General features: G+C 68.1%; 21 protein-coding genes. 15 read left to right on the top strand and 6 right to left on the bottom strand.

What is annotated here, in order from left to right; translation table 11 throughout:
• Nucleotides 1-16: 16 nt before the first annotated feature.
• The 4 genes from pcaH (at nucleotide 17) to pcaDC (ending at nucleotide 4,059) form a co-directional block, all read left to right on the top strand.
• Nucleotides 17-718 carry a protocatechuate 3,4-dioxygenase subunit beta gene (gene pcaH, locus AC10V3_RS32860; protein ID WP_022539589.1) on the top strand — a complete coding sequence of 234 codons (702 nt, stop codon included), beginning with the start codon at nucleotides 17-19 and terminating at the stop codon, nucleotides 716-718.
• A 4-nt stretch (nucleotides 719-722) separates the two neighbouring features.
• The gene (gene pcaG, locus AC10V3_RS32855; RefSeq protein ID WP_022539588.1) at nucleotides 723-1,292 is read left to right on the top strand and encodes a protocatechuate 3,4-dioxygenase subunit alpha; all 570 of its coding nucleotides are present in this window, start codon (nucleotides 723-725) and stop codon (nucleotides 1,290-1,292) included.
• Nucleotides 1,293-1,439: 147 nt separating this feature from the next.
• The gene (locus AC10V3_RS32850) at nucleotides 1,440-2,798 is read left to right on the top strand and encodes a 3-carboxy-cis,cis-muconate cycloisomerase (protein ID WP_490924326.1); all 1,359 of its coding nucleotides are present in this window, start codon (nucleotides 1,440-1,442) and stop codon (nucleotides 2,796-2,798) included.
• Between the two features lie 79 nt (nucleotides 2,799-2,877).
• Nucleotides 2,878-4,059 carry a bifunctional 3-oxoadipate enol-lactonase/4-carboxymuconolactone decarboxylase PcaDC gene (gene pcaDC, locus AC10V3_RS32845; RefSeq protein WP_022539586.1) on the top strand — a complete coding sequence of 394 codons (1,182 nt, stop codon included), beginning with the start codon at nucleotides 2,878-2,880 and terminating at the stop codon, nucleotides 4,057-4,059.
• An 87-nt stretch (nucleotides 4,060-4,146) separates the two neighbouring features.
• Here the strand turns inward: pcaDC and AC10V3_RS32840 are convergent, their stop codons facing one another.
• Together AC10V3_RS32840 and AC10V3_RS32835 are read right to left on the bottom strand one after the other, a co-directional pair.
• Nucleotides 4,147-4,698, bottom strand: coding sequence for an HD domain-containing protein (locus tag AC10V3_RS32840; RefSeq protein WP_041681851.1), 552 nt, complete (start codon nucleotides 4,696-4,698; stop codon nucleotides 4,147-4,149).
• A gap of 108 nt (nucleotides 4,699-4,806) precedes the next feature.
• Nucleotides 4,807-5,775: a Bug family tripartite tricarboxylate transporter substrate binding protein gene (locus tag AC10V3_RS32835; protein ID WP_022539584.1), complete on the bottom strand. Its 969-nt coding sequence runs from the start codon at nucleotides 5,773-5,775 to the stop codon at nucleotides 4,807-4,809.
• 459 nt (nucleotides 5,776-6,234) lie between these two features.
• Here AC10V3_RS32835 and AC10V3_RS32830 point away from each other — a divergent pair, with 459 nt between their 5' ends.
• Together AC10V3_RS32830 and AC10V3_RS32825 are read left to right on the top strand one after the other, a co-directional pair.
• Nucleotides 6,235-8,334, top strand: a complete 2,100-nt coding sequence (locus AC10V3_RS32830; protein WP_490923937.1) for a hydantoinase/oxoprolinase family protein — start codon at nucleotides 6,235-6,237, stop codon at nucleotides 8,332-8,334.
• A gap of 11 nt (nucleotides 8,335-8,345) precedes the next feature.
• Nucleotides 8,346-10,031, top strand: coding sequence for a hydantoinase B/oxoprolinase family protein (locus tag AC10V3_RS32825; RefSeq protein ID WP_349607279.1), 1,686 nt, complete (start codon nucleotides 8,346-8,348; stop codon nucleotides 10,029-10,031).
• A 44-nt stretch (nucleotides 10,032-10,075) separates the two neighbouring features.
• Here the strand turns inward: AC10V3_RS32825 and AC10V3_RS32820 are convergent, their stop codons facing one another.
• Nucleotides 10,076-11,041, bottom strand: a complete 966-nt coding sequence (locus tag AC10V3_RS32820; RefSeq protein WP_022539581.1) for a LysR substrate-binding domain-containing protein — start codon at nucleotides 11,039-11,041, stop codon at nucleotides 10,076-10,078.
• Nucleotides 11,042-11,389: 348 nt separating this feature from the next.
• Here AC10V3_RS32820 and AC10V3_RS32815 point away from each other — a divergent pair, with 348 nt between their 5' ends.
• Nucleotides 11,390-12,172, top strand: coding sequence for a class II aldolase/adducin family protein (locus AC10V3_RS32815; RefSeq protein WP_022539580.1), 783 nt, complete (start codon nucleotides 11,390-11,392; stop codon nucleotides 12,170-12,172).
• 146 nt (nucleotides 12,173-12,318) lie between these two features.
• On the opposite strand, the gene AC10V3_RS32810 is transcribed toward AC10V3_RS32815, so the two are convergent.
• Entirely contained in the window at nucleotides 12,319-13,233 is a 915-nt protein-coding gene (locus AC10V3_RS32810) for a sterol desaturase family protein (protein WP_022539579.1), read from the bottom strand.
• Between the two features lie 312 nt (nucleotides 13,234-13,545).
• Here AC10V3_RS32810 and AC10V3_RS32805 point away from each other — a divergent pair, with 312 nt between their 5' ends.
• The 8 genes from AC10V3_RS32805 to AC10V3_RS32770 all read left to right on the top strand — a co-directional run bounded on the left by AC10V3_RS32805 (nucleotide 13,546) and on the right by AC10V3_RS32770 (nucleotide 20,459).
• Nucleotides 13,546-14,559, top strand: a complete 1,014-nt coding sequence (locus tag AC10V3_RS32805) for a hypothetical protein (protein ID WP_022539578.1) — start codon at nucleotides 13,546-13,548, stop codon at nucleotides 14,557-14,559.
• 57 nt (nucleotides 14,560-14,616) lie between these two features.
• On the top strand, nucleotides 14,617-14,910 hold the full coding sequence (locus AC10V3_RS32800; RefSeq protein WP_041682223.1) for an EF-hand domain-containing protein: 294 nt from the start codon (nucleotides 14,617-14,619) through the stop codon (nucleotides 14,908-14,910).
• Between the two features lie 38 nt (nucleotides 14,911-14,948).
• Nucleotides 14,949-15,662 carry a response regulator gene (locus AC10V3_RS32795; protein WP_022539576.1) on the top strand — a complete coding sequence of 238 codons (714 nt, stop codon included), beginning with the start codon at nucleotides 14,949-14,951 and terminating at the stop codon, nucleotides 15,660-15,662.
• Nucleotides 15,662-16,987: an ATP-binding protein gene (locus AC10V3_RS32790; protein WP_022539575.1), complete on the top strand. Its 1,326-nt coding sequence runs from the start codon at nucleotides 15,662-15,664 to the stop codon at nucleotides 16,985-16,987. The genes AC10V3_RS32795 and AC10V3_RS32790 overlap by 1 nt, the downstream gene beginning before the upstream one ends.
• A gap of 235 nt (nucleotides 16,988-17,222) precedes the next feature.
• Complete coding sequence (locus tag AC10V3_RS32785) at nucleotides 17,223-17,987, top strand: DUF4410 domain-containing protein (RefSeq protein WP_490923936.1); 765 nt, start codon at nucleotides 17,223-17,225, stop codon at nucleotides 17,985-17,987.
• Between the two features lie 111 nt (nucleotides 17,988-18,098).
• The gene (locus tag AC10V3_RS32780) at nucleotides 18,099-19,082 is read left to right on the top strand and encodes a Bug family tripartite tricarboxylate transporter substrate binding protein (protein ID WP_490923935.1); all 984 of its coding nucleotides are present in this window, start codon (nucleotides 18,099-18,101) and stop codon (nucleotides 19,080-19,082) included.
• Nucleotides 19,075-19,980 (top strand): PhzF family phenazine biosynthesis protein, encoded by a 906-nt coding sequence (locus AC10V3_RS32775; RefSeq protein WP_022539572.1) that lies wholly within the window; start codon nucleotides 19,075-19,077, stop codon nucleotides 19,978-19,980. The genes AC10V3_RS32780 and AC10V3_RS32775 overlap by 8 nt, the downstream gene beginning before the upstream one ends.
• On the top strand, nucleotides 19,977-20,459 hold the full coding sequence (locus AC10V3_RS32770) for a RidA family protein (RefSeq protein ID WP_022539571.1): 483 nt from the start codon (nucleotides 19,977-19,979) through the stop codon (nucleotides 20,457-20,459). Before AC10V3_RS32775 ends, AC10V3_RS32770 begins: the two co-directional genes overlap by 4 nt.
• 16 nt (nucleotides 20,460-20,475) lie before the next feature.
• Here the strand turns inward: AC10V3_RS32770 and AC10V3_RS32765 are convergent, their stop codons facing one another.
• Both AC10V3_RS32765 and cobA read right to left on the bottom strand, forming a co-directional pair.
• Nucleotides 20,476-21,255, bottom strand: coding sequence for a helix-turn-helix transcriptional regulator (locus AC10V3_RS32765; RefSeq protein WP_041682220.1), 780 nt, complete (start codon nucleotides 21,253-21,255; stop codon nucleotides 20,476-20,478).
• 90 nt (nucleotides 21,256-21,345) lie between these two features.
• Nucleotides 21,346-22,095, bottom strand: a complete 750-nt coding sequence (gene cobA / locus AC10V3_RS32760; protein WP_022539569.1) for a uroporphyrinogen-III C-methyltransferase — start codon at nucleotides 22,093-22,095, stop codon at nucleotides 21,346-21,348.
• Between the last annotated feature and the right edge of the window lie 22 nt (nucleotides 22,096-22,117).

Below are 22,117 nucleotides of genomic sequence, written 5' to 3'. Positions count from 1 at the left end.
ACAAGGAGACTGCGCGATGACCCGTCTTGCCCAGTACCGCCGTCCCTACTGGGACACCCAGCCCGAATACCGCTTCGATACCTATGCCTCCACGCAGAAGCGCTCGCCGGGCCAGCCGCTGATTGCGCTGCCGCAGTCGCTGTCTGAAGTGACCGGGCCCAACTTCGGCGCCGAGTTCGTCCGCGAAGGGGATAACGACCTCACCGTCGGCAACGGCGGCGAGCCCATCGGCGAGCGCATCCTCGTCACCGGCCGGGTGCTGGACGAGAATGGCAGGCCGGTGCCGAATGCGCTGATCGAAGTCTGGCAGGCCAACGCGGCCGGCCGCTACGTGCACAAGCGCGACCTGCATGATGCGCCGCTCGACCCCCATTTCTCGGGCGAGGGCCGCACCGTCACCGATGCCAGCGGGCGCTACCAGTTCAAGACCATCAAGCCTGGCGCCTATCCCTGGCGCAACCACCACAATGCCTGGCGGCCGCAGCATATCCACTTCTCGCTGTTCGGCAACGCCTATGCCACGCGGCTGGTGACGCAGATGTATTTCCCCGGCGATCCGCTGTTGCCGTTCGATCCGATCTTCAACTGCGTGCCGGACGAAAAGGCGCGCGACCGGCTCGTCGCCAGCCTCGACTGGGAGACGACCCAGCCCGAATACGCGCTCGGCTACCGTTTCGATATCGTGCTGCGTGGCCGCGATGCCACGCCGATGGAGTAAGACCATGCTTTACGCCACCGCATCCCAGACTGTCGGCCCTTATCTCCATATCGGCCTGAGCGGCCTGAACTGCGCCGACCTGACCGCCAGCGCGCCGGAACTGGCCGGCCAGCGCATCGTGATCGAAGGCCGCGTGACCGACGGCAACGGCGAGCCCGTGCCGGACGGCATGGTCGAGATCTGGCAGGCCAACCCCGCCGGCCGCTACCGCCACCCTGACGATGCGCGCGAGCTGCCGCTGGTGCCCGGCTTTACCGGCTTCGGCCGCGTGCCGACCGAGGCCGACGGCTCGTTCCGCTTCGTCACCGTCAAGCCGGGCACCGTGCCCGGTCCGGACGGCCGGCCACAGGCGCCGCACATCATGGTGTCGGTGTTCATGCGCGGACTGGTCAAGCATGTCGCCACGCGGGTGTATTTCCCGGAGGAGGCCGCGGCCAATGCGGCCGACCCGGTCCTGGCGCTGGTGCCGGCCGAGCGGCGTAGCACGCTGGTTGCCAGCGATGCCGGCAACGGCACGCTGCGCTGGAATATCGTGCTGCAAGGGCCGGACGAGACCGTGTTCTTCGATATCTGAGGGCCGCGCACCCGGCCACGCCGGCAGCCGGGGCATCTGCCCTGGCTGCGGCGACAGACGCATAATCAGGTGGCCGTCAAACGTCACGGCCACGCACGCTACCCATCGCCCGCCCCCATGCCAACAGTCACGCGTCTCACCGACCCCATGTTCGGCAGCCCGGCTGTGCTGGACATCTTCTCCGATGCCGGCACGGTGCAACGCATGCTCGCCGTGGAGGCCGCGCTCGCGCGTGCGGAAGCGGCATGCGGCGTGATTCCGGCCGCTGCCGCGGCGGTCATCTCCGACGTCTGCGGCGACGTCGGCGTCATTGACCTCGATGCGCTCGCACAGTCAGCGGTCGCCGCCGGCAATCTCGCCATTCCCTTCGTCAAACAGCTCACCGCCGCGGTCGCCGCGCGCGATGCCGAAGCCGCGCGCTTCGTGCACTGGGGCGCCACCAGCCAGGACATCATTGATACCGCGCTGGTGCTCCAGCTCGGCGCTGCGCTGCGCGCGCTCGACACCGACTTGGTCCGCCTGGGCGCAGCCTGCGCCGCGCTGGCCACCGCGCATCGCGCCACGCCGATGGTCGCGCGCACCTGGCTCCAGCACGCACTGCCGGCCACTTTCGGCCTCAAGGCCGCCGGCTGGCTCGACGCGCTGCGCCGCGATCTCGGCCGCCTTGATGCCACGCGCGCGCAGGCCCGCGCGCTCCAGTTCGGTGGCGCCGCGGGCACGCTTGCCAGCCTCGGCGATGCCGCCGCCGGCGTGACCGCTGCGCTGGCCCGCGAGCTGGATCTCGCCGCACCCGTCCTGCCGTGGCACGCGCATCGCGACCGCATGGTCGAGGTTGCCACCACGCTTGGCATGCTGACCGGCACGCTCGGCAAGGTGGCACGCGATATCTCGCTGATGATGCAGACCGAGGTGGCGGAAGTCGCCGAGCCCGCCGGTCCCGGGCGCGGCGGCTCCAGCACGATGCCGCACAAGCGCAATCCGGTCGGCTGCGCGGCGGTGCTGACGGCATCGGTACGTGTGCCGCCGCTGGTGGCAACGATGCTGTCCGGCATGGTGCAGGAACACGAGCGCGCGCTCGGCGGCTGGCAGGCGGAGTGGGACACGCTGCCGCAGATCGTCTCGCTGGCTGCGGGCGCGCTGCGCCAGATGGGCGAGGTGGTGGCAGGGCTGCAGGTCGATGCGGCGCGCATGCGTGCCAACCTCGATCTCACGCACGGCCTGATCCTCGGCGAGGCCGCGATGCTGGAACTCGGTGGCAGGATCGGCCGGCTGCAGGCGCACCATCTGGTGGAGAACGCCTCGCAGCGCGCCGTGGCCGACGGGACCAGCCTGCGCGAAGCCCTCGCGCGCACGCTGCAGGAGAATCCCGCCCATGCCTGCCTGCTCGATGACGCCACGCTTGACCGCCTTGCTGATCCCGCCAACTACGCGGGCCAGTCATCGGCCTTTGCGGATGCCGCCGTGCAGGCATGGCAATCCGCGCTGGCCGCGCGCACATCGGACTGACTGTGCACTGACTGCCCCCAGACCCGAACCACCACGACGCGCCGGCCACGCGGCCGCCCGCGATCCCAAGGAGACTGCATTGCCCTATCTCGACCACGCCGGCGCCCGCCTCTTCTACACCGTCGACGGCCCCGAGTCCGCCCCGGCCATCCTCTTCTCCAACTCGCTCGGCACCAACCACACCATGTGGGACCCGCAGGCGGCCGCGCTGGCCGGGCGCTTTCGCGTCGTGCGCTATGACACGCGCGGACACGGCCGCTCGACCGCGCCAGGCGATGCCTTCTCCGTCGAGCAACTCGGGCACGATGTGATCGCTATCCTGGACGCATTGGGGATCGGGCAGGCGGTGTTCTGCGGCCTGTCGATGGGCGGTCTCACGGGGATGTGGCTGGGCATCCATGCGCCCGAGCGCTTCTCCCGCATCGTGCTGGCCAATACCGCCGCGAAGATCGGCAATGCGGATGGATGGAATACGCGCATCGACACCGTGCTGCGCGACGGCATGGCCGTGATGGTCGCGCCTTCCGTCGAGCGCTGGTTTACGCCGGGGTTTGCCGCCACGGCGGACCGCGCGCTGGATGGCCTGCGCAGCGTGCTCGCGGGGCTCGATCCGCGCGGCTATGCGGCCAGTTGCGCGGCCGTGCGAGACGCCGACTTCCGCCAGGGGGTGTCGTCGATCACGGTGCCCGTGCTGGTTATCGCGGGCAGCCAGGATCCGTCGACGAGTGCACAGGAGGGCCGCTCGCTGGCCGATGCGATTCCCGGCGCGCGCTTCGTCGAACTGCCTGCCGCGCATATCTCCAGCTTCGAGCAGCCCGGCCGCTTCACCGCCGCGCTGATCGATTTCGTGCACGGCCGCCTGCCCGTGACCGACGACCACGCGCGCTACGACGCCGGCCTCTCGGTGCGGCGCGACGTGCTCGGCAGTGCGCATGTCGATCGCTCGCTCGCGCGGCTGACGCCGCTCAACGAGGAGTTCCAGAACCTGATCACACGCTACGCCTGGGGCGAGATCTGGACGCGCGAGGGCTTGCCGCGGCATACGCGCAGCCTGCTGACCATCGCCATGATGGTGGCGCTGAACCGCTCGGAAGAACTGGCGCTGCACCTGCGCGCCGCCGCCAACAATGGCGTGACGCGTGACGAGATCAAGGAGGTGCTGCTGCAAACCGCGATCTATTGCGGCGTGCCCGCGGCGAACTCCGCCTTCCATCTGGCCGCGGAAGTGTTCGCGGCGATGGATGCCAGCCCGGGCAGCTGACACCGGCGTGGCCACTTACTGAGCCGCCCGGCGAAGCAAAAAAAAAAGCGCGGCATCGCCGCGCCTTCGATCTTCCCGCGTCAGTTCTCATGTTGCCCGCTTTGCCGCAAATACGCGTTCCACGATCGGCTCGAAGACATGCAGCGGCAGCGTGTCGTAATCGGGATCGAATGATCTTTGGTCCCATCTCTCGCAGAACCGTTCGGCGGACTGGAAATACTGGTGGCCGCGAAAGGCTTCGCGCGCGTTCTGGTCCCGGCCGATATGGTGCCAGTAGTAGAACCCCTGGAAGACCCCGTGGTGCCTGATCACCCAGCAGATCTCTTCCGAGACGAACGGCCTGAGAATCTCGGCGGCGACGGCGGAATGATTGTCCGGGGCCAGGACGTCGCCAATGTCGTGCAGCAGGGCGGCCACGATCCATTCTTCGGACGCGCCGTCCCGGTAGGCGCGGGTCGCGGTCTGCAGCACATGTTCGAGACGATTCACCTGGTAACCGCCGTCATCGCTCGCCTGTAGTTTCAGCATATCGATGAGCCGACGCGGCAACCCGTCGCTATAGATTTCGTCGCGGGCAGCAAGCATCTGGAACTCTTCCGCCGAACCGGCCTTCATCTCAATAAACTTCACTTTTTCCATGTTGTACGCCGTCACAATGATGAAAGGATGGCTCCGCTTTGGTCCCGTGCTGCACAAAAACGTCACATAAGCGGATGCCTTGGGTCACGAGGGAGCCAGCGCAGGGGATCAATCCAGCTTGATCCCCACGTCGTCGACGACCTTCTTCCACTTGACGGTCTCGCTCTTGATCAGCGCGCCGAGTTGTTCCGGTGATCCGCCTGCGGGAGTGAGTCCCATCTCGGTCATCTTGGCGACGGTTTCCTTCTCATGGAGAATCCCGTCGATGGCCTGGTTGAGCTTCGTGACGATCTCCTTGGGCGTACCGGCCGGCGCCACGAACGCGGACCAGAAGATCAGCTCGAATCCTGGCACTCCCGACTCAGACACCGTAGGCAGATCGGGATAGTCGGGAACGCGCTTCGCGGTGGTTACCGCCAGGGCCTTCAGCTTGCCCGCCTTGACCAGGGGCATCGCCTCGGGTATCAGCCCGAGCATGACCTGAACCTGGCCAGCCATCAGGTCCTGCAGCGCCGGCGCACCACCCTTGTACGGGACGTGCATCGGGCTCACGTTGGTCGCCTTCTTGTACAACTCCATGCCAAGGTGGTTCGGCGTTCCGTTTCCTCCCGATGCATAGGCGATGCCGGGCCGGGCCTTCAGGTAGTCGAGCAACTGCGCCATGGATTGCACCGGCACGTTCGGATTCACGACGACGACACTGGGGATCGTTGCCGCCAGGGCAATCGGGGCGAAATCCTTTTGCGGGGCGTACGACAGCTTGCTGAACAGGCTTGGGTTGACCGTTAGCCCCGTCATGGTGGAGAGGAAGAGGGTGTAGCCGTCGGCCGGGGACTTGGCCACGAAGCTCGCGGCGATGGTCTCGCTCGCTCCCGGCCTGTTTTCGACCACGACAGGCTGGCCCAGCTTCGCGGAGAGCTTTTGACCGACGAGGCGTGCGACCGCATCGGTCGACCCGCCTGCCGGATACGGCACAACCAGGCGAATCGGCTTGGTGGGATATTCGGCCGGCTGCGCCAGCGACTGCGTCGAGGTCAGCGTGAGGCACGCGGCGAAGAAGGTAACAGCAAACTTCATGACAATCATCCTCTAGGTGGGGATAAAGCGTACCTGGCGTAAGAAGGAACAAGCGCAATCCAGCCGCCAGGTTCGTCGGGTGCTCTACCTGTGGTGCCGTGCGGCCCAAGGTCGCCATACGGGCATCATCGGCGATCGATATCGCCGGCGACAAACAAGAAATTGATGGCGCCAGGACAAGCCTTGCTGGTTCCGTGGAAACCCCAAGTCGGAACTGGTGCATCGCACAGCCGCCTCGTCACACTGGTGGTGCATGGCGGCCACCGGACCGCGCCTCGCTTCCATGCTTCTGCCCAGGCCTAGGGTTTATCCCGGATCAGTGTGGCTTGCCCTAGCGCATCAATTTCTTGTTTGTCACCCGCCACATCGATCGCCGAAGATGCATTGCATCGCGACGTCGAAGCAATCGGTGCAACGCACCCGTCGCGGCAAACCACTTGAGGCAAGGGCATCGAGACAATGGGTACGAACACGCAAAACATCAGGGCGGGCGTCGATATCGGCGGCACCTTCACCGACGTCGCCCTGGAGTGCGACGGAAAGATCTACACGGCGAAGATCCTGACCGACTATGAAATGCCTGAGCGCGCGATCGTCGCGGGACTGAAGGCCGCCGCGCGCGAGGCCGCCATCGCGGTGGCGCAGATCGGCACGATCATCCACGGCACGACGCTCGCCACCAACGCGCTGATCGAGCGGCGCGGCGCGCACACGGCCTTTATTACCTCCGAGGGCTTTCGCGACGTTATCGAGATGCGTACCGAAGGGCGGTTCGAGCAGTACGACCTGGGCATCGAACTGCCGGCCCCGCTGATTCCGCGCAATGACCGCTTCACCGTAGCCGGACGGCTGGACGCGCGGGGGCGGGAACTGGTGCCATTGGCCCAGGCTGGTGTCGATCAGGTGATACGGAAACTGCGCGCCGGTGAGTACGAAAGCGTTGCCATCGGGCTGATGCACAGCTATCGCAACGACGCGCACGAGCGCGCGGTACGCGATCTCATCGCGCAGGCCCTGCCGGACATCGCCATCTCCATTTCCAGCGAGGTCTCGCCGCAGATCCGGGAGTTCGAGCGATTCAACACCGTCTGCGCGAATGCCTACGTCAAGCCCCTGATTTCCTCTTACCTGAACCGGCTTACCGATGCACTGGCCCGGGAAGGCATGCGGTGCCCCTTGTATCTGATCCACTCGGGCGGCGGGCTGATGTCGTTGCGCAGCGCCGCCGAGTTTCCCGTCCGGCTGCTGGAATCCGGCCCGGCGGGCGGAGCGATCTTCGCCAGCCATATCGCCACCCGTCATGCCTTGCCGAACGTAGTGTCGTTCGACATGGGCGGCACCACGGCGAAGATCTGCCTGATCGAGGACCAGGTGCCCAAGACGGGACGTGTCTTTGAAGTGGCGCGCACCTACCGTTTCAAGAAGGGCAGCGGGATGCCGATCTCGATCCCCGTGATCGAGATGATCGAAATCGGCGCGGGCGGGGGCTCCATTGCCCACGTCGACGACCTGAAACAGGTCCGCGTGGGCCCGGCGAGCGCAGGTTCGGAGCCGGGACCGGCTTGTTATGGCCGCGGAGGCGAACGCCCCACGGTCACCGATGCCGACCTGGTGCTGGGCAAGCTCGATCCCGGCCGCTTTGCCGGCGGCAGCATCCAGCTTGACCGTGCCGCATCGGAGCTCGCGCTGGCCAACGACATCGCCGGACCGCTCGACAGCGAACCGCTACAGGCTGCCCATGCCGTTGCGGAAGTGGTCGACGAAAACATGGCCAACGCCGCGCGCATGCATGCAGTCGAGAATGGCCGCGACCTGGAGCAATACACCATGATCGCCTATGGGGGCGCCGCCCCGCTTCACGCCGTGCGCCTGTGCGAGAAGCTGGGCATTCGCAGGCTGCTGGTGCCCGCCGGAGCGGGAGTCGGGTCGGCAATCGGTTTTCTTCGCGCGCCGTTCTCCTACGAGTCGCTGCGCAGCGCCGTGATGCGCCTGGGCGAATTCGATGCCGGCACCGTTACCGGGCTCCTGGGGCAGATGGAGGCGGAGGTGTCGTCTTTCCTGCGCGATGCCGGCTACCAGGGCGACACCATCCGGGAGCTGCGCGCTTTCATGCGTTACGCGGGGCAGGGCTGGGAGATCCCCATCCCCGTGGATATCGAACGCTTTGACGCGGCCAGCGCGGCAACGCTGCGCGACCGCTTCGTCTGCTCCTATATCGAGCTGTTCGGGCATGCCGTCGACGGCCTCGACGTCGAGGTCGTCAGCTGGTCGCTGTCGCTGCGGACCGGGCGGAACGCGCCGCAACGCGTGCCTGACGGCAGCGGACAGGCGCCCTTGGGCGCGGCCGCCACGCCGCCCATGGCATGGCGGGATGTCTTCGATGCGAAGACCGGGCAGCAACACCGCTGTGCCATCTATGAGCGCGGGCAGCTCGTGCAAAGTGTCGGCATCGACGGGCCGCTGATCGTCGTCGAACGCGAGACTTCTACCTATGTCAGCCCAGACTACCGGGTCACGCGGCTGCAGGATGACAGCCTGCTGATCGAGCGCCGCAACTGAGGAGTGGAACCATGAGCAACCAAATCGCCGTACACCACCAGATCATGTGGAACCGCCTGATCTCGGTGGTGGAGGAACAGGCCATCACCCTGATGCGCACCGCATTCTGCACCAGCGTGCGCGAGGCAGGCGACCTGTCCGCCGGGGTCTTCGACGGTCAGGGCCGCATGGTCGCGCAGGCCGTCACCGGCACGCCCGGCCATGTCAACTCCATGGCAGAGTCGGTGGCACACTTCGCGCGCTTGTTCGAGCCGGCACGACTGGAGCCCGGCGACGTGCTGGTGACGAACGACCCCTGGATGGGAACGGGGCATTTGCATGACATTACCGTGGTCACGCCGGTGTTCCGCCCGCACGGCGGAGGGCACCGCCTGATCGGCTACTTCGCATCGACCGCGCATGTCGTGGACATCGGTGGCAGGGGCTTCGGGCCGGACGCGGGGGATGTCTTCGAGGAGGGGATCTGCATTCCGCCGATGAAGCTCTACAAGCGCGGGGAGCTCAATCAGGATCTCATTGCGATCCTGCGATCCAACGTGCGCGAGCAAGACCAGGTCATCGGCGACTTCCAGTCGCTCGCGGCCTGCAATGAGACCGGCCGGCGTCGCCTGGACGCGATGCTGGACGAATTCTCGCTCCCGGATCTCGAAGCCCTGGCTGGCTTCATCTTCGCTCACAGCGAGCGGGCCACCCGGGCACGCATCGCGGCGCTGCAGGGCGGGCAACACCGCTATGCGATGACGGTTGACGGCTACGAGCGCCCGATCGACCTGAAGGTGGCGGTCGAGGCCCGGTCCGGCACGCTCCATGCGGATTTCGCCGGCACCTCGGGCACCAGCCGCTTTGGCATCAACGTGCCGCTGACCTACACCAAGGCCTACGCCTGCTATGCGCTCAAGTGCGCGATCGCACCGGACATTCCCAATAACTGGGGCTCCTTGCTGCCATTCGACATTTCAGCCCCGGATGGCTGCATCCTGAACGCGCCGCGGCCCTGTCCGGTGTCGGTACGGCACGTGCTGGGTCACCTGATTCCGGACGTCATCCTGGGCGCGCTGCAGCCGCTGTGCCCGCGGACCGTTCCCGCCGAAGGCGCCAGTGCGCTGTGGAACCTGCAGATGCGCTTCGAGGGCATCGCCCCCGAGACCAGCGGGCGCCAGCATGAAGTCCTGATGTTCAACACCGGCGGCACGGGAGCGCGTCCGGCCAGCGACGGGCTCAGCGCGACGGCATTCCCGAGCGGGGTGCATGCCATGTCGGTGGAGGTGACCGAGAGCGTCGGCCCGATCGTGATCTGGCGCAAGGAGCTGCGGCCGGACTCGTCGGGGTCGGGAAAGTGGCGGGGCGGCCTGGGGCAGCACATCGAGATCAGTGCGTGCGAGGGTTACCAGTTCAGCCTCAACGCCATGTTCGATCGCGTGGCGTTCCCCGCGAGGGGCCATAACGGCGGCGGCGACGGTGCCGTCGGCCGAGTAGCGCTTGACGATGGCACGATCCTGAAGACCAAGGGCAAGCAAGCGATCCCGTCGGGCCGCAGGCTGGTGCTTGACCTGCCTGGTGGCGGCGGCAACGGGCAGGCCAGCGAGCGTGCCCAGGACCTGGTCAGGCGTGACGTCGCGTTCGGCTACCTGAGCCGTCAGCAGGCCGAGCATGACTACCCGCACGCCTTTGCATCGGCGGCAGGCAAAACCGACTGAGCGGCCGGCTCAGACCTCGGCTTCCACCTGGGGCCGGCGCCGTATCACGCGGCTGCCGGCCCCAGGTCATTGCGCTGCCGGCATCTCGATTCGTAGCCGACCACTTCGGGCTGGCAGACGTACTCGAGCAGCCATTCGATAAAGTGCTTGAGCAACGGCGCGTGCGCGCGCTCCTGCTTGAAGCAGAGAAAGAAGCGCGGGCTCTTCTCCAGGGGCAGCCGTCGCAACAGATCCACGCCGAGCGGCGCCACCAGCTGCCCGGCTTCAATATGCTTCAACGCGTCCAGGTAGGAAATAAAGCCGATTCCCAGCCCGGCCAGGGTCGCCTCGAGCATGGCATCGTGGGTATGCAGTTGCAGGACAGGCTGGCTGGCCTTCGGCTGAAGCCCCAGCATCTCCAGCGTGTCTTGCCACAGCGAGTTCCTGGCAAGCGGCAGGACCAGGCTGTGGTGCAGCAGGTCCTCCGGCGAGCTGATAGGCTGGCGCGCCAGTAGCGACGGGGCGGCGACCAGCACTTTCAGATCCTCGATCAGCGGGATCTCGGTCAGTGCGCTGCTGCCGCCGTAGCCCCAATGGATGGCGGCGTCGATGCCCTGATGATCGAGGTCCACCATCTCCACGCCGACGGACATGCGGAATTCCAGCTCGGGCAGGTCGGCCGTGAAGTTTCCCAGATTGCGCACCAGGTAGTGGGTAGCGAAATAGGGGCTCACATGCAGGTACAGGCTTTTCCTGGCCGTTTCGCCGGTCACGGAACTGACGCCCTCGGCGAACTGGTCCAGCCCCTGCTTGACGGGGCCGTAGAGACGCCTGGCGGCTTCGGTGGGCGTCAGGCTGCGGATACTGCGCTCGAACAGGCTCAGCCCCAGTGAGGACTCCAGGATCTTCAGTTGCTGGCTGATCGCCTGCGGCGTCAGGCAAAGTTCGGCGGCGGCCTGGCGGATGGAGCCACGGCGATAGATGGCCTCGAAAATGCGAAGCGTGTTCAGGGGCGGCAGTCTGTATTGCATAGGTCTTTGAATCGGGAGGAGTCGGGGGCTCCTCGGTCGGTCGATGGTCGACCTCGGCTGGGAGTCAATGCCTTGCTATGCAGGAAGTGCGCCAGTCGTCGCGGCATGTCCCGGGGAGGATGGCACAGCCGTGCAAGCTTGCCTGGCGTGATCGTCGGGCGTCGATGCCGCGACCGTTATAGCACGGGGCATGGGACCCGTAAATCTAGGCTTGCCCTCGCCCGACGTTTTTCTTGTTTGTCAGCCCGTGCCGTGGCGGACAAGAATATCAGGGCAGCCACTTACGCATTTCCGCCCGCGCCGGCTTCCCGGCAATTCGATACCTGACAAGAGACGACACCCGCCATCATGATCTCGACGACCGATCCGCATATCAATCGCGTACCCCGCAACATGTCCAGGGAGGAATGGGATACGCGGGTCCAGCTTGCAGCCGCATACCGCCTTGCGGCGAAGTTCGGGATGACGGACCTGATCTACACGCACATTTCCGCTCGCGTGCCCGGCACCGGGGATCAGTTCCTTATCAACCCCCACGGATGGTTCTTCGATGAGATCACCGCCTCGTCCCTGGTGAAGATCGACGTGAACGGCCGGCCGATCGGCGACGAGCGATTCGAGGTCAACGCGGCCGGCTTCACCATCCACAGCGCGCTGCACATGGCGCGTCATGATGTCGAGTGCGTGGTGCATCTGCATACGACCGCGGGCATGGCCGTGGCGGCGATGAAATGCGGCTTGCTTCCCGTCAACCAGATCAGCATGCAGTTCTACGGCCGCGTGGCCTACCACGACTACGAAGGCATCTCGCTGGAGCTGGACGAGCGCGAACGCATCGTGCAGTCCATCGGCAGCAAGGACTACCTGATCCTGCGCAACCACGGCCTGCTCACCACGGGCCGCTCCGTCGCCGAGGCCTTTACCCGGATGTTCTACCTGAACCGCGCGTGCGAGATCCAGGTAACGACCTTGTCCGCGGGGCAGGAATTGATCATCCCTTCGCCTGAAGTCTGCGAGCACGCCGCCAGGCAGCACGACGACTACGCTTACCTTGACACCGTCCACCTCGATCGCGAGTGGACGGCGCTGCTGCGCTTGCTCGAGCGGGATGGCGCAGCCTACCGCTGTTGAGTCTGGCGAGCCGAAACGCTGGCGCATCACCCGCAAACAAAAAAAGCGCGGGATCGCCGCGCTTGATAGTCTCCATCTGCGTCGCCGCCCGATCTTGCCGTCGGGCTGACAGCGGGCCAGTCGTGCTGGCACTGGCCCGCCACCCCTCACCTCACATTAACCATCACCGCGCGTTCCGCTTCCGCCTGGCGACGCAGGCTTTCCGTGGTCTCGCCGCCACCGTCGGGCGCCCAGCCCGGAGGCATGATCAGGTAACCCACCGCCTTGGTCACGCTGCCGGCATTGGCCATGTCGCGGAACAGGCTGGCCCAGTGCTCGAACTGGTTGACGATCGGGTTGTGCGTGGTGGTCGGCTTGACCAGGCCGTAGCGGCAGGGTTCGTCCTCGCGTTCTTCTACGTAGGTGCCGAACAGGCGGTCGAAGATGATCAGCACGCCGCCGTAGTTGGCATCCAGGTAATCGACATTCGAGGCATGGTGCACGCGGTGCGCCGACGGGGTGTTGAAGACGTATTCGAGCCAGCCCAGCTTCGGGATCCAGGTGGTGTGCAGCCAGAACTGGTACAGCAGGTTCAGGCTCAGCGCGGCCAGCACGACTTCAGGACGAACACCGAGCCAGACCAGCGGCGCGAAGAACATCGCGGTGCCGGTGATCTTTCCGGTCCAGCCCAGCCGATAGGCGGTGCCCAGCGTCAGTTCGTTCGGCGAGTGGTGCACCGCGTGTGTCGCCCAGAAGAAGCGGATGCGGTGCGAGGCGCGGTGGTACCAGTAGTAGCAGAACTCTTGTCCGAGGAAGAGCAGCAGCACCGCCAGCGCGCTGTTGATCTCGACCGTGAAGATGCGGTGTTCCCAGGCGAACGAGAAGATCGGCGTGGCCAGCGACAGCGGCAGCAGCGCGAACAGCTTGCGCCCGACGAGGTCCGCCAGCGACATCCCGAGTTCATGCCAGGGGTAGGCCTTGCCTTGCTGGCGCGCCTTGCGTGCCAGCACGAAGGCTTCGACCAGTGAGACCGCCACGACGAACGCCGTGACGTAGAGGGTGAGTTTTCCGAGGTTGTGCATGATGGGTCCAGTGCAGTGAGGTGGGACGCTTTGCTTTGCGGAGGGGGCCGTCGCCGCGTCGGTGAGGCAAATGTAGTGGGTGGGCCCGGGCTGCGCCATGCAGGAAATATTTCGCCGTATGTCATGGCCGGCGGCGTGGCGGCAGGCCATGAAAAGCCGCGATGCGCAGCGCTATCCGGCGCTTGCATGCGGGGCGCGCCGGCGTAACACCGCGACATTTTTTCGACCGCGAAAAACACAGGCCCCTTTCCTATAGTTCGTCCCGTCGCCGCGCCACGGTGCGCGGCATGAACCGAACCTGAAGGACCTGCGATGACAATCCTGCCCACCCAACCCTCCCGCTTCCACCGTGTGCCGCGCCTGCTCGGTATCGCGTCCGGCGCGCTGGTGATTCTTGCCAGTACCCCGGCCTTCGCCGCCTGGTCCGGCCACGGCACGGCCTACACCTCACGTGGCGTCTACAACGGCGCACACGTTGGTGCCTGCGGTGGCGGCAGCTGCTCGCATGCCGGCGGCGTCGTCGGTCCCTATGGCGGCCTGGCCACCAACACCGGCACCGTGACCCGCGCCGCGCCGGGCCAGTTCAGCAACGCCGGCACCGCGACCGGCCCGAACGGCCGCTCGGTGCAGCACGACGGCAGCACCAGTTGCGCCGGCGACACCTGCTCGCACAGCGGCGACCTGACCGGGCCCAACGGCCAGACCGCCACCACCTCGGGCAGCGTGACGCGTGAAGGCGTCGGCCAGTACTCGTCGTCGGGCACCGTCACTGGCGCAAATGGCAATACCGCCGGCCATGCGGCCTCGACGAGCTGCGCCGGGTCGACCTGCAACCGCTACGGCACCGTGACCGGTGCGCAGGGCGGCACCGTCACCCATTCGGGCAGTGCTACCCAGGTCGCGCCGGGCGTCGTCACCACCGGCAGCGGTGCCACCGTGGTCCACGGCACCACGGTGACCACCGGCGCCAGCATGACGGCGGTCGGTGCGACGGTGGCCGTCAGCACGCCGCCAGTGGTAGTGACGCCGCCGCCCCCGCCGGCAACGGTGTATGTGCCGCCGCCCGTGCCGGCCACGGTCTACGTGCCGCCGCCCGCCAAAGTGGTGGTCGCCGCGCCGCCGGCCAGCGTTGTCGTGCCGCCGCCGCCGTCGAGGGTCGTGGTGGCCACCGCGCCGCTGCCGACCGTGGTGGTCCGGTCCGCGCCGCTGCCGCGTGCCGTCTATGTCGCGCCGCGCGCCGTCTACGTCGCCCGTCCGGTCAGGGCGGCGGTGCTGGTGCCTGGCCATTGGGCCGGCGCCGTCTGGGTGCCCGCCCACCTGGCCTGAGGGCCATCAGGTTTCCATCCACCCGCCGGCATGGCCGGCTACCCCACGGAGTCCATCATGAAGAAGATGATTGCAGTGCTTATGTTGTGTATTGTTTCAGCAGGCGCGTCCGCGCAAAGTGCCGAGATGCCGGCAGCCGGCGGCCCGCGCGTGGAGCGTGCGCTGCAGCAATTGCAGGCGCGCTTTGCCAGTGCCAATACCACGCGCGACGGCAAGCTGACCCGCGCACAGGCCGCAGCAGGCATGCCGATGGTTGCCAGCCACTTCGACCAGATCGACACGCAGCGCGCCGGCTACGTGACGCTGCCGCAGATCGAAGCGTTCATGAGGCAGAAGATGATGTCGCGCTGAAGGTTGGCACCGGAGGCCGGCATCGCCGGAGACCCACCATGGAACAGGTGAACAGGATTGTCGTGCTCGACGATGAAGCCGAGCTGCGCAACATGCTGCAACGGTTCCTGTCGGGGCACGGCTTCCGCGTGCGCGCGGTGGCCGACGGCAAGCAGCTCGACAAGTACCTGCAGCGCGAGCCCCACGACCTGCTGGTGCTGGACCTGATGATGGAGCCGGAAGACGGCCTCACCATCTGCCGGCGCCTGCGCGCCGAGGGCCATACGCTGCCGATCCTGATGCTGACCGCCAAGGGCGACCCGGTCGACCGCGTCGCGGGCCTGGAGACCGGCGCCGACGACTACCTGGCCAAGCCCTTCGTGCCGGACGAGCTGGTGGCGCGCATCCGCGCGCTGCTGCGCCGGCAGAAGATCGCGGCCGGCGATCCGACCGTCACGACGCAGACGCTGCGCTTCGGCGACTTCACCTTCGATGTCGGCAAGCAGACCCTGATGCGCGCCGGCGAGCTGGTCGAGGTGCATTCCGCGCAGATGCTGTTGCTGCACGCGCTGGGGTCGTCGCCGAACCGGGCCGTCAGCCGCGAGAACCTGCTCGCCCGCGCACGCGGGCGCGACCACGATGCGCTCGACCGCAGCATCGACGTGCAGATCCTGCGGCTGCGCCAGATCGTGGAAGCGGATCCGTCCAAGCCGCGCTTTATCAAGACCGTGTGGGGCGTCGGCTACATGCTGGTGGCCGGCGTCGAATCGTGATGCGCCTGCTGCCGCGCTCGCTGCTGGCGCGCAATATCGCGCTGCTGGTGGCGCTGGTGGCCATTACGCAGGCGTGCTCGCTGAGCGTGCTGCTGCATTTCGTGCAGCGCCCGCGCATCGAGCGCGCTGCCATCATCTTCGCCGACTATGTGAAGACGCTCGACGGCGTGCTGGCCACGTTGCCGCCCGGGGCCGGCGGCGCGGCTGCCGCGCGGCTGGGCGCGCAGCTGCAGGACCCCGCCCACGCCGCGCCGGCGCCCGCGCCGGACCTGGCGCACCTGATGCGCACCTGGCAGCGCGACGTCTTCCTCGAAGCCTTGCGCCGCCAGCTGCCACCCGACATGCCGGTGCGCTGGCAGAGCGGCGACGGCGAGCGCCTGTGGATCCGCTTGCATGTGGCCGGCTCGCCGCGCTGGATCGCACTGCCGATGACCGAGGATGCACGCGCCGGCGGCATCGTCACGGCGCTGGCGTTATCCCTGGCGCTGGCGCTGCTGGCGGCACTGACCGGCTACCTGCTCCAGCGGCACCTGAACCGCCCGCTGCAGGACCTCGCGCACGCGGCGCGCCAGATCTGCGCGGGCGAAACGCCGCCGCCGCTGCCCACCGACGGCCCCACCGAGATCGCGCAGGTCGGCAGCGCCTTCAACCAGATGACGCAGGCGTTGCGTCAGGCCGAGCAGACGCGGGCACTGATGCTGGCCGGGGTCTCGCACGATATCCGCACGCCACTGACCAAGCTGCGGCTGGCGATGGCGATGGCGATCCCGCGCGGCGCCGACGACGCCTTCGTGGCGTCGGCAGAAGGCTATCTGGACCATATCGAGACCATCTTGCAGCAGTTCATGGACTACGCCGGTAGTGGCGAGAAGGAATTGCCGCAGCCGGGCGACCTCAATGCGCTGGTCGGGCAACTCGCATCGGACTTCGCCGGCCTCGGCCACGCGTTCGAGCTGTCGCTGGGCGAGCTGCCGCCGGTGTCGTTCCGGCCGGTCAGCCTGATGCGGCTGCTGATGAACCTGATGCAGAACGCTGTCGTGTACGGCAAGTCGGGGTTCAGCGTGCGCACCTGGCGCGACGCAGCATGCGCTTACGTGGCCGTGGGCGATCGCGGCACCGGCATTGCTGCGCAGGAGCTGGAGCAGCTCAAGGCGCCGTTCAGCCGGGGCGCCAACGCGCGCGGCCACGCCGGCGGCACCGGCCTGGGACTGGCCATCGTGGAGCGCATTGCGCGCCTGCATGGCGGTTCGCTGCAGTTTCGCGCACGCGATGGTGGCGGCCTCGAGGCCGTGGTGGCGCTGCCGTTGCAAGCCCCCTCCGCCTAGCGCGAGGGCGCGCGCGCATGGCATCGCGCCGTGACATCGCGCGAAATAATTCCCACATGGCGCATCCCCGGGGTTTTTCCGATACTTCGGTCACCGCGATGCAGCGCCCGGAAAAACCGAAGCGCACAGCGCGATGACAGGCTCTCCGATGGTTTGCGACTTGTAGTCGAACGATTGTCGGTGACAGCTTTCCCCCATCACCGACGGCACCGACGTGCCAAAGAAGGATCCACAAATGCGCAACCCCATCCAGACCATCGCCACCCAGACCAAACGCCTGACCATCGCCGCGCTTGCCGCCACCGCCATGCTGAGCGCGGGCTGCGCCAGCGCCGGCGTTACCGGCATCAGCCAGACGGGCCTGCTGCAGCCGGTGCACGCGGACGTCATCGTGGTCCGCGCGTTCGACGCCGATGCCGGCCAGGTGCAGCTGGATGGCGGCCTCGCGCAGAAGGTCAGCATGATGGCGACGGGCGGCTCGTCCGCCGGCGCGCAGTCGCGGGCCGCGGCGGAAGCACGCGAGCAGGTCGCCGACGAGATCGTGAGCCAACTGAAGGCCAAGGGATTGAATGCGGTGCGCTCGGACGCACCGGTGCCGGCCGGCGCCAATGCGCTGATCGTCGCGGGCGACTTTCGCAAGATCGATGAAGGCAGCGGCCGCCGCCGGCTGCTGATTGGGCTGTGTGCTGGCAAGAGCGAAGTCGGCGCCGACGTGCGGATCTCGTACAAGCCGGCCAACGGCGTCGCGGTGCCGCTGCAGAGCTTCGTCGCCGATGCCGACAGTGGCAACATCCCGGGCGTGGCGGAAACCGCCGGCATCGGTGCGGCCGCCGGCCACCTGGCGATGGCCGCTGCAGGCGGCGCGGGCGTGCACGGCGTCTCGGAAGTGAAGCATGACTCCGTCTATGCCGATGCCACGCGCCTGGGCGACACGATCGCGAGCCAGGTCGCGGCCGCGAGCACGGAAGAGGGCTGGCTGACCGCCAGGGCCGCCATCTGATTGCGCCGGGACGGCAGGCAGTCCGATTTTGGATCGATGCCTGTCGCATATCGGTTTGGCCGTGGCCGGGGCGCTCCCTAGACTCGAGGCGTTCATTCAAGGAGAACGCCCATGGCAACCGCGCCATCCCTCATGCCCCGCGTCCCAGCCTGCCTGCTGGCGGCGCTCTGTGTTGTCCACGCCGGCAGTGCCGGCGCTCAGGACTGGCCGGTAAAGCCGGTCACGCTGGTGGTCCCGTTCCCGGCCGGCGGCGGCACCGACCTGCTGGTGCGCATCGTCCAGCCCAAACTGCAGGCCGAGCTGGGCCAGCCAGTCGTGATCGACAACCGCAGCGGCGCCGGCGGCACCATCGGCTCCACCTTCGTCGCGCGTGCCGCGCCCGACGGCTATGTGGTGGGCGTGGCCACCACCAGTACGCATGCGGTCAGCGCCAGTGTTTATCCCCGCCTGCCGTACAAGCCCGCTACCGACTTTGCCTATGCCGGCTTCCTCGGCACCTCGCCCTACGTGCTGGCGGTCAACCGCGCGCTGCAGGCGCCGGACATGAAGACGCTGCTCGACAAGCTGCGCCAGGACAAGACCCCGCACAGCTTCGGCTCGGTGGGTGTGGGCACGGTATCGCACCTGATCGGCGCGCAGTTCCAGGCGCTGTCCAAAGTGCCGCTGACGCATGTGCCGTACCGCGGCGCGGCGCCGGCCTATACCGACCTGATCGGCGGCCAGGTGCAGCTGATGTTCGACAACCCCGTCGGCCTGGCGCCGTATATCCGCGCCAACAAGCTCACTGCCGTCGCCACCACCGCGGCCACGCCGCTGATGCCCGGCGTGCCGACCTTTGCCAGCCAGGGCGTGCAGGGCTTCTCGCAACAGCTCTGGTATGGGCTGGTGTTTCCGCGCGGCACGCCGGCGGCGGTGGTGGCGCACATGAACCAGGCGCTCAACAGGGTGCTGGCCGACAAGGACACCGTGCGCGAGCTGGCGGACAAGGGCGTGACCGCACGCGCCGGCACGCCTGCGGAGATGCTGGCCACGGTTCAGCACGACATTCCGTACTGGGGCGCGATCGCCCGTTCGGTGGGAGCGACGATTGAATAAGCCCACGCCACCCATCGTTCCCGCGCGCGGCGCCGAGACACTGATCGATGTGTTCGTGCGCGCCCCGGGCGGCGGCAACCCGGTGCCGCTGGTCGCGGACGCGAGCGGCATGCGCGACAGTGAGATGCAGCAGGTCGCCGCCCGCCACGGCCACGAATCCGCCTTTATCCTGCCGCCCACGCGCGCCGATGCCGACCTGCGCTTGCGCTTCTTCGTGCCGCGGCACGAGATGGAGATGTGCGGCCACGCCACCGTGGGCGCGCTGTGGGCGCTGCGGCAGTGGGGCCGCTGGCGCACGCCGGCCGCGCGCATCGAGACCCTGAGCGGCGTGGTCCACGCGCGCTGGGACGAGGCTGCGCAGCGGGTGTGGATCTCGCAGCCGCGCGTTCAGACACAGCCGCTGGACGAAGCGCAGCGCCGCGCCGTGGCTGCCGTGCTGGGGCTGCCCGCGCATGCCGCCGCGTACCCGATGACCAATGCGGCCACCAGCCGCGTCAAGACGTTGGTGGCGCTGCCGGATGTGGCCACGCTGGCCGCGCTGCAACCGAGGTTCGCAGAGGTGGAGGCGCTGTGCGAAGCGATCGGATCCACCGGCCTCTATCCCTACGCCCCGGGCGCGCCGGAGGATCCACCCGCGGCGCCGGCCACGCGTGCCGTGCATGCGCGGCAGTTCCCCCGTGCATCCGGCTACCCGGAGGACGCGGCGACCGGCATTGCCGCAGCCGCGCTGTGGGGCCACCTGGCCGCCGCGCCCGGCGGCGATGCGCTGGTGCTGGCGGTGCGCCAGGGCGAGAGCATGGGCCGGCCGTCGGAGATCCTGGTGGCGCCGCGCCTCGGCCCGGATCGCACGGTCGAGGGCTGCTGGCTCAGCGGCGCGGTCCGGTGGAGCACGCCATGAATGCGCCGACACCGGAAGCGCGGCTCGTGGCCGCGGGCTTCGTGCTACCGCCCGCGCCGCTGCCGCGCGGCAGCTACGCGCCGGCCTGCGTGGTCGATGGCCGCGTCAGCCTCAGCGGGCAGACGCCCCGGCGCGATGGCATTGCCATGGCCGGCTGCTGCGTCACGGAGAACGATATCGCGGCCGCCAGCCGCGCGGCCGAAGTGGCGATGCTGAATGCGCTCGCCGCGCTGCGGGCCGCAGCCGGCGGGCAACTGGCCGGCGTGCGGCAGGTCACGCGGCTGCGCGGCTTTATCCGCGCGCATGAGGACTTCACGCGGCTCTCGCTGGTGCTCGATGCCGCTTCGTCGGTGCTGGCGCGGGCGTTCCCTGCCCAAGCGTTCCCGGCGCGCACCGCCGTGGGCGTGGCGAGCCTGCCTGACGGGGCGTGGATCGAGATCGAACTGGAGGCCTGCCTGGCCGCGCAGACGCAGGGCTGAGCCGATGCCCGCCCGCTCAGCGCGCGGGCGGCACCTCGCGCAGCAGTCGCGCCAGGTGGCCGCTGCTGGCAAAGCCCAGGCGCTCGCTGACGCGCGCCACCGGCTGGCCTTCGGCGAGCAGGGTGCGGGCATGCGTGGCTAGCACGCGCCGCCGTACCGCCACCGGGCTGGCGCCGAATTCCAGCTGGCAGGCGCGCTGCAGCTGCCGCGCCGACACGCCCAGGCTGCAGGCGACGGCATCGATCGACGGCAGCGGCTGCTCGCGCTCCAGCGCCGCCGTGAAACAGCGCACCAGTCGGAGCGCCAGCGAGGCCGGCTCTTCGGGCAGCGGCAGCACCGGGCTGGCCATGACCTGGCCGACGATCGCGCGCACCAGCAGTTCGGCGCTAGCCGGTGCCAGCGCGGGTGCCAGCAGCGCCTCGAGCATCGCCAGCGCCGCGCCGTCGAGCCGCAGCGCGCCGTAGTGCCGGTGCCCGCGCAACCGGTCGGGCGGCAGGTAGAGTTCGCCGTGATGCTGGCGGCCGGTTTCGGCCGCGGTGAAATGCCGCGTAGATGCCGGCAGCAGCACGGCGCCGCCGCGCACCAGCATGGCTGCTACCGGGCCTGCCTGCTGCACCCGCTCGCTCCGCTCGATTTCCCAAACGCTGCGCAGGCGGCCAGTGCGCGGCCACAGCAGCATGCTGCAGTCGTGCGTATGCCATTCGCGCCGGAAGCTGGCCTGCCGGCTTTCATGCAGCGCAAAGCCGCGCTCGGCGGTCAGGTGCAGCTTGGGAGAGTGATGTGTGGAGGCAGCCACTTTCGGCGTCCAATGCGGGTGGGGCGTGGCAACGATGGTGCCCGATGGTGCCATATCCCGCGCGCTACCGGGAGTCCCGTGCACGCGGGCCTAGCGCGATGCGGCAAGAGCCGGCACGCCTTCGGCCACCACGGCGCCCACCAGCACCACCGACGGGCTCGCCAGCCCCGCCGCGAGCGCATCCGCCAGCGTGCGCAGCGTGCCGGTCCAGGCGCGCTCGCACTCGCCACCAGCATGCATCACCACCGCGGCCGGCATGTCTGCCCGCATGCCTGCCGACAGCAAGCCGTCGCGGATTGCCGCAAGCCGGCTCATGCCCATGTAGATGACCAGCGTGGTGCCGCCGCGCACCAGCGCCTGCCAGTCGGGCGAGCCGTGCTCGCTGGTATGGCCGGTGACGAAGGTCACGCCGTGGCAGTGCGCGCGGTGCGTGAGCGCAATCCCCAGCGCCTGCGCCGCGGCCATGCCGCTGCTGATGCCGTTGACCACTTCCACCGGCACCCCGTGGGCGTGCAGGAAGGCGGCCTCCTCGCCACCGCGGCCGAACAGCAGCGGATCGCCGCCTTTGACGCGCGCCACGGTGCGGCCGGCCAGCGCGTGCGCCAGCGTCAGTTGCTGGATGCGCGTCTGGCTGACCGAGCAGCGCCCGCCGCGCTTGCCGACCCACTCGACATGGGTGCCGGGGCTGGCGTAGCACGACATCTGCGGCGACACCAGGTCGTCAACCAGCCACACGTCGGCGGCGGCCAGCGCGCGCATCGCGCGTACCGTGACCAGGTCCGGGCTGCCGGGGCCGACGCCGACGAGCCAGACCTTGCCGGGCTTCAGGGGAGGGTTCACTTGGGACTCCTGCCACACCGCT

Source organism: Cupriavidus sp. PB-02 (genome assembly GCF_058252315.1).
The sequence above is the reverse complement of the archived record's forward strand: the minus strand, read 5'-3'. Positions and strand labels throughout refer to the sequence as shown.

What these genes read in the sequence shown, in the direction of transcription:
- AC10V3_RS32815 (WP_022539580.1), top strand. Translation starts at nt 11,390, where the DNA reads ATGATCTCGACGACCGATCCGCATATCAATCGCGTACCCCGCAACATG.
- AC10V3_RS32805 (WP_022539578.1), top strand. Translation starts at nt 13,546, where the DNA reads ATGACAATCCTGCCCACCCAACCCTCCCGCTTCCACCGTGTGCCGCGC.
- AC10V3_RS32825 (WP_349607279.1), top strand. Translation starts at nt 8,346, where the DNA reads ATGAGCAACCAAATCGCCGTACACCACCAGATCATGTGGAACCGCCTG.
- AC10V3_RS32830 (WP_490923937.1), top strand. Translation starts at nt 6,235, where the DNA reads ATGGGTACGAACACGCAAAACATCAGGGCGGGCGTCGATATCGGCGGC.
- AC10V3_RS32785 (WP_490923936.1), top strand. Translation starts at nt 17,223, where the DNA reads ATGCGCAACCCCATCCAGACCATCGCCACCCAGACCAAACGCCTGACC.
- AC10V3_RS32810 (WP_022539579.1), bottom strand. Translation starts at nt 13,233, where the DNA reads ATGCACAACCTCGGAAAACTCACCCTCTACGTCACGGCGTTCGTCGTG.
- AC10V3_RS32790 (WP_022539575.1), top strand. Translation starts at nt 15,662, where the DNA reads ATGCGCCTGCTGCCGCGCTCGCTGCTGGCGCGCAATATCGCGCTGCTG.
- pcaH (WP_022539589.1), top strand. Translation starts at nt 17, where the DNA reads ATGACCCGTCTTGCCCAGTACCGCCGTCCCTACTGGGACACCCAGCCC.
- AC10V3_RS32820 (WP_022539581.1), bottom strand. Translation starts at nt 11,041, where the DNA reads ATGCAATACAGACTGCCGCCCCTGAACACGCTTCGCATTTTCGAGGCC.
- AC10V3_RS32770 (WP_022539571.1), top strand. Translation starts at nt 19,977, where the DNA reads ATGAATGCGCCGACACCGGAAGCGCGGCTCGTGGCCGCGGGCTTCGTG.
- pcaG (WP_022539588.1), top strand. Translation starts at nt 723, where the DNA reads ATGCTTTACGCCACCGCATCCCAGACTGTCGGCCCTTATCTCCATATC.
- AC10V3_RS32800 (WP_041682223.1), top strand. Translation starts at nt 14,617, where the DNA reads ATGAAGAAGATGATTGCAGTGCTTATGTTGTGTATTGTTTCAGCAGGC.
- AC10V3_RS32840 (WP_041681851.1), bottom strand. Translation starts at nt 4,698, where the DNA reads ATGGAAAAAGTGAAGTTTATTGAGATGAAGGCCGGTTCGGCGGAAGAG.
- AC10V3_RS32850 (WP_490924326.1), top strand. Translation starts at nt 1,440, where the DNA reads ATGTTCGGCAGCCCGGCTGTGCTGGACATCTTCTCCGATGCCGGCACG.
- AC10V3_RS32835 (WP_022539584.1), bottom strand. Translation starts at nt 5,775, where the DNA reads ATGAAGTTTGCTGTTACCTTCTTCGCCGCGTGCCTCACGCTGACCTCG.
- AC10V3_RS32780 (WP_490923935.1), top strand. Translation starts at nt 18,099, where the DNA reads ATGGCAACCGCGCCATCCCTCATGCCCCGCGTCCCAGCCTGCCTGCTG.
- AC10V3_RS32795 (WP_022539576.1), top strand. Translation starts at nt 14,949, where the DNA reads ATGGAACAGGTGAACAGGATTGTCGTGCTCGACGATGAAGCCGAGCTG.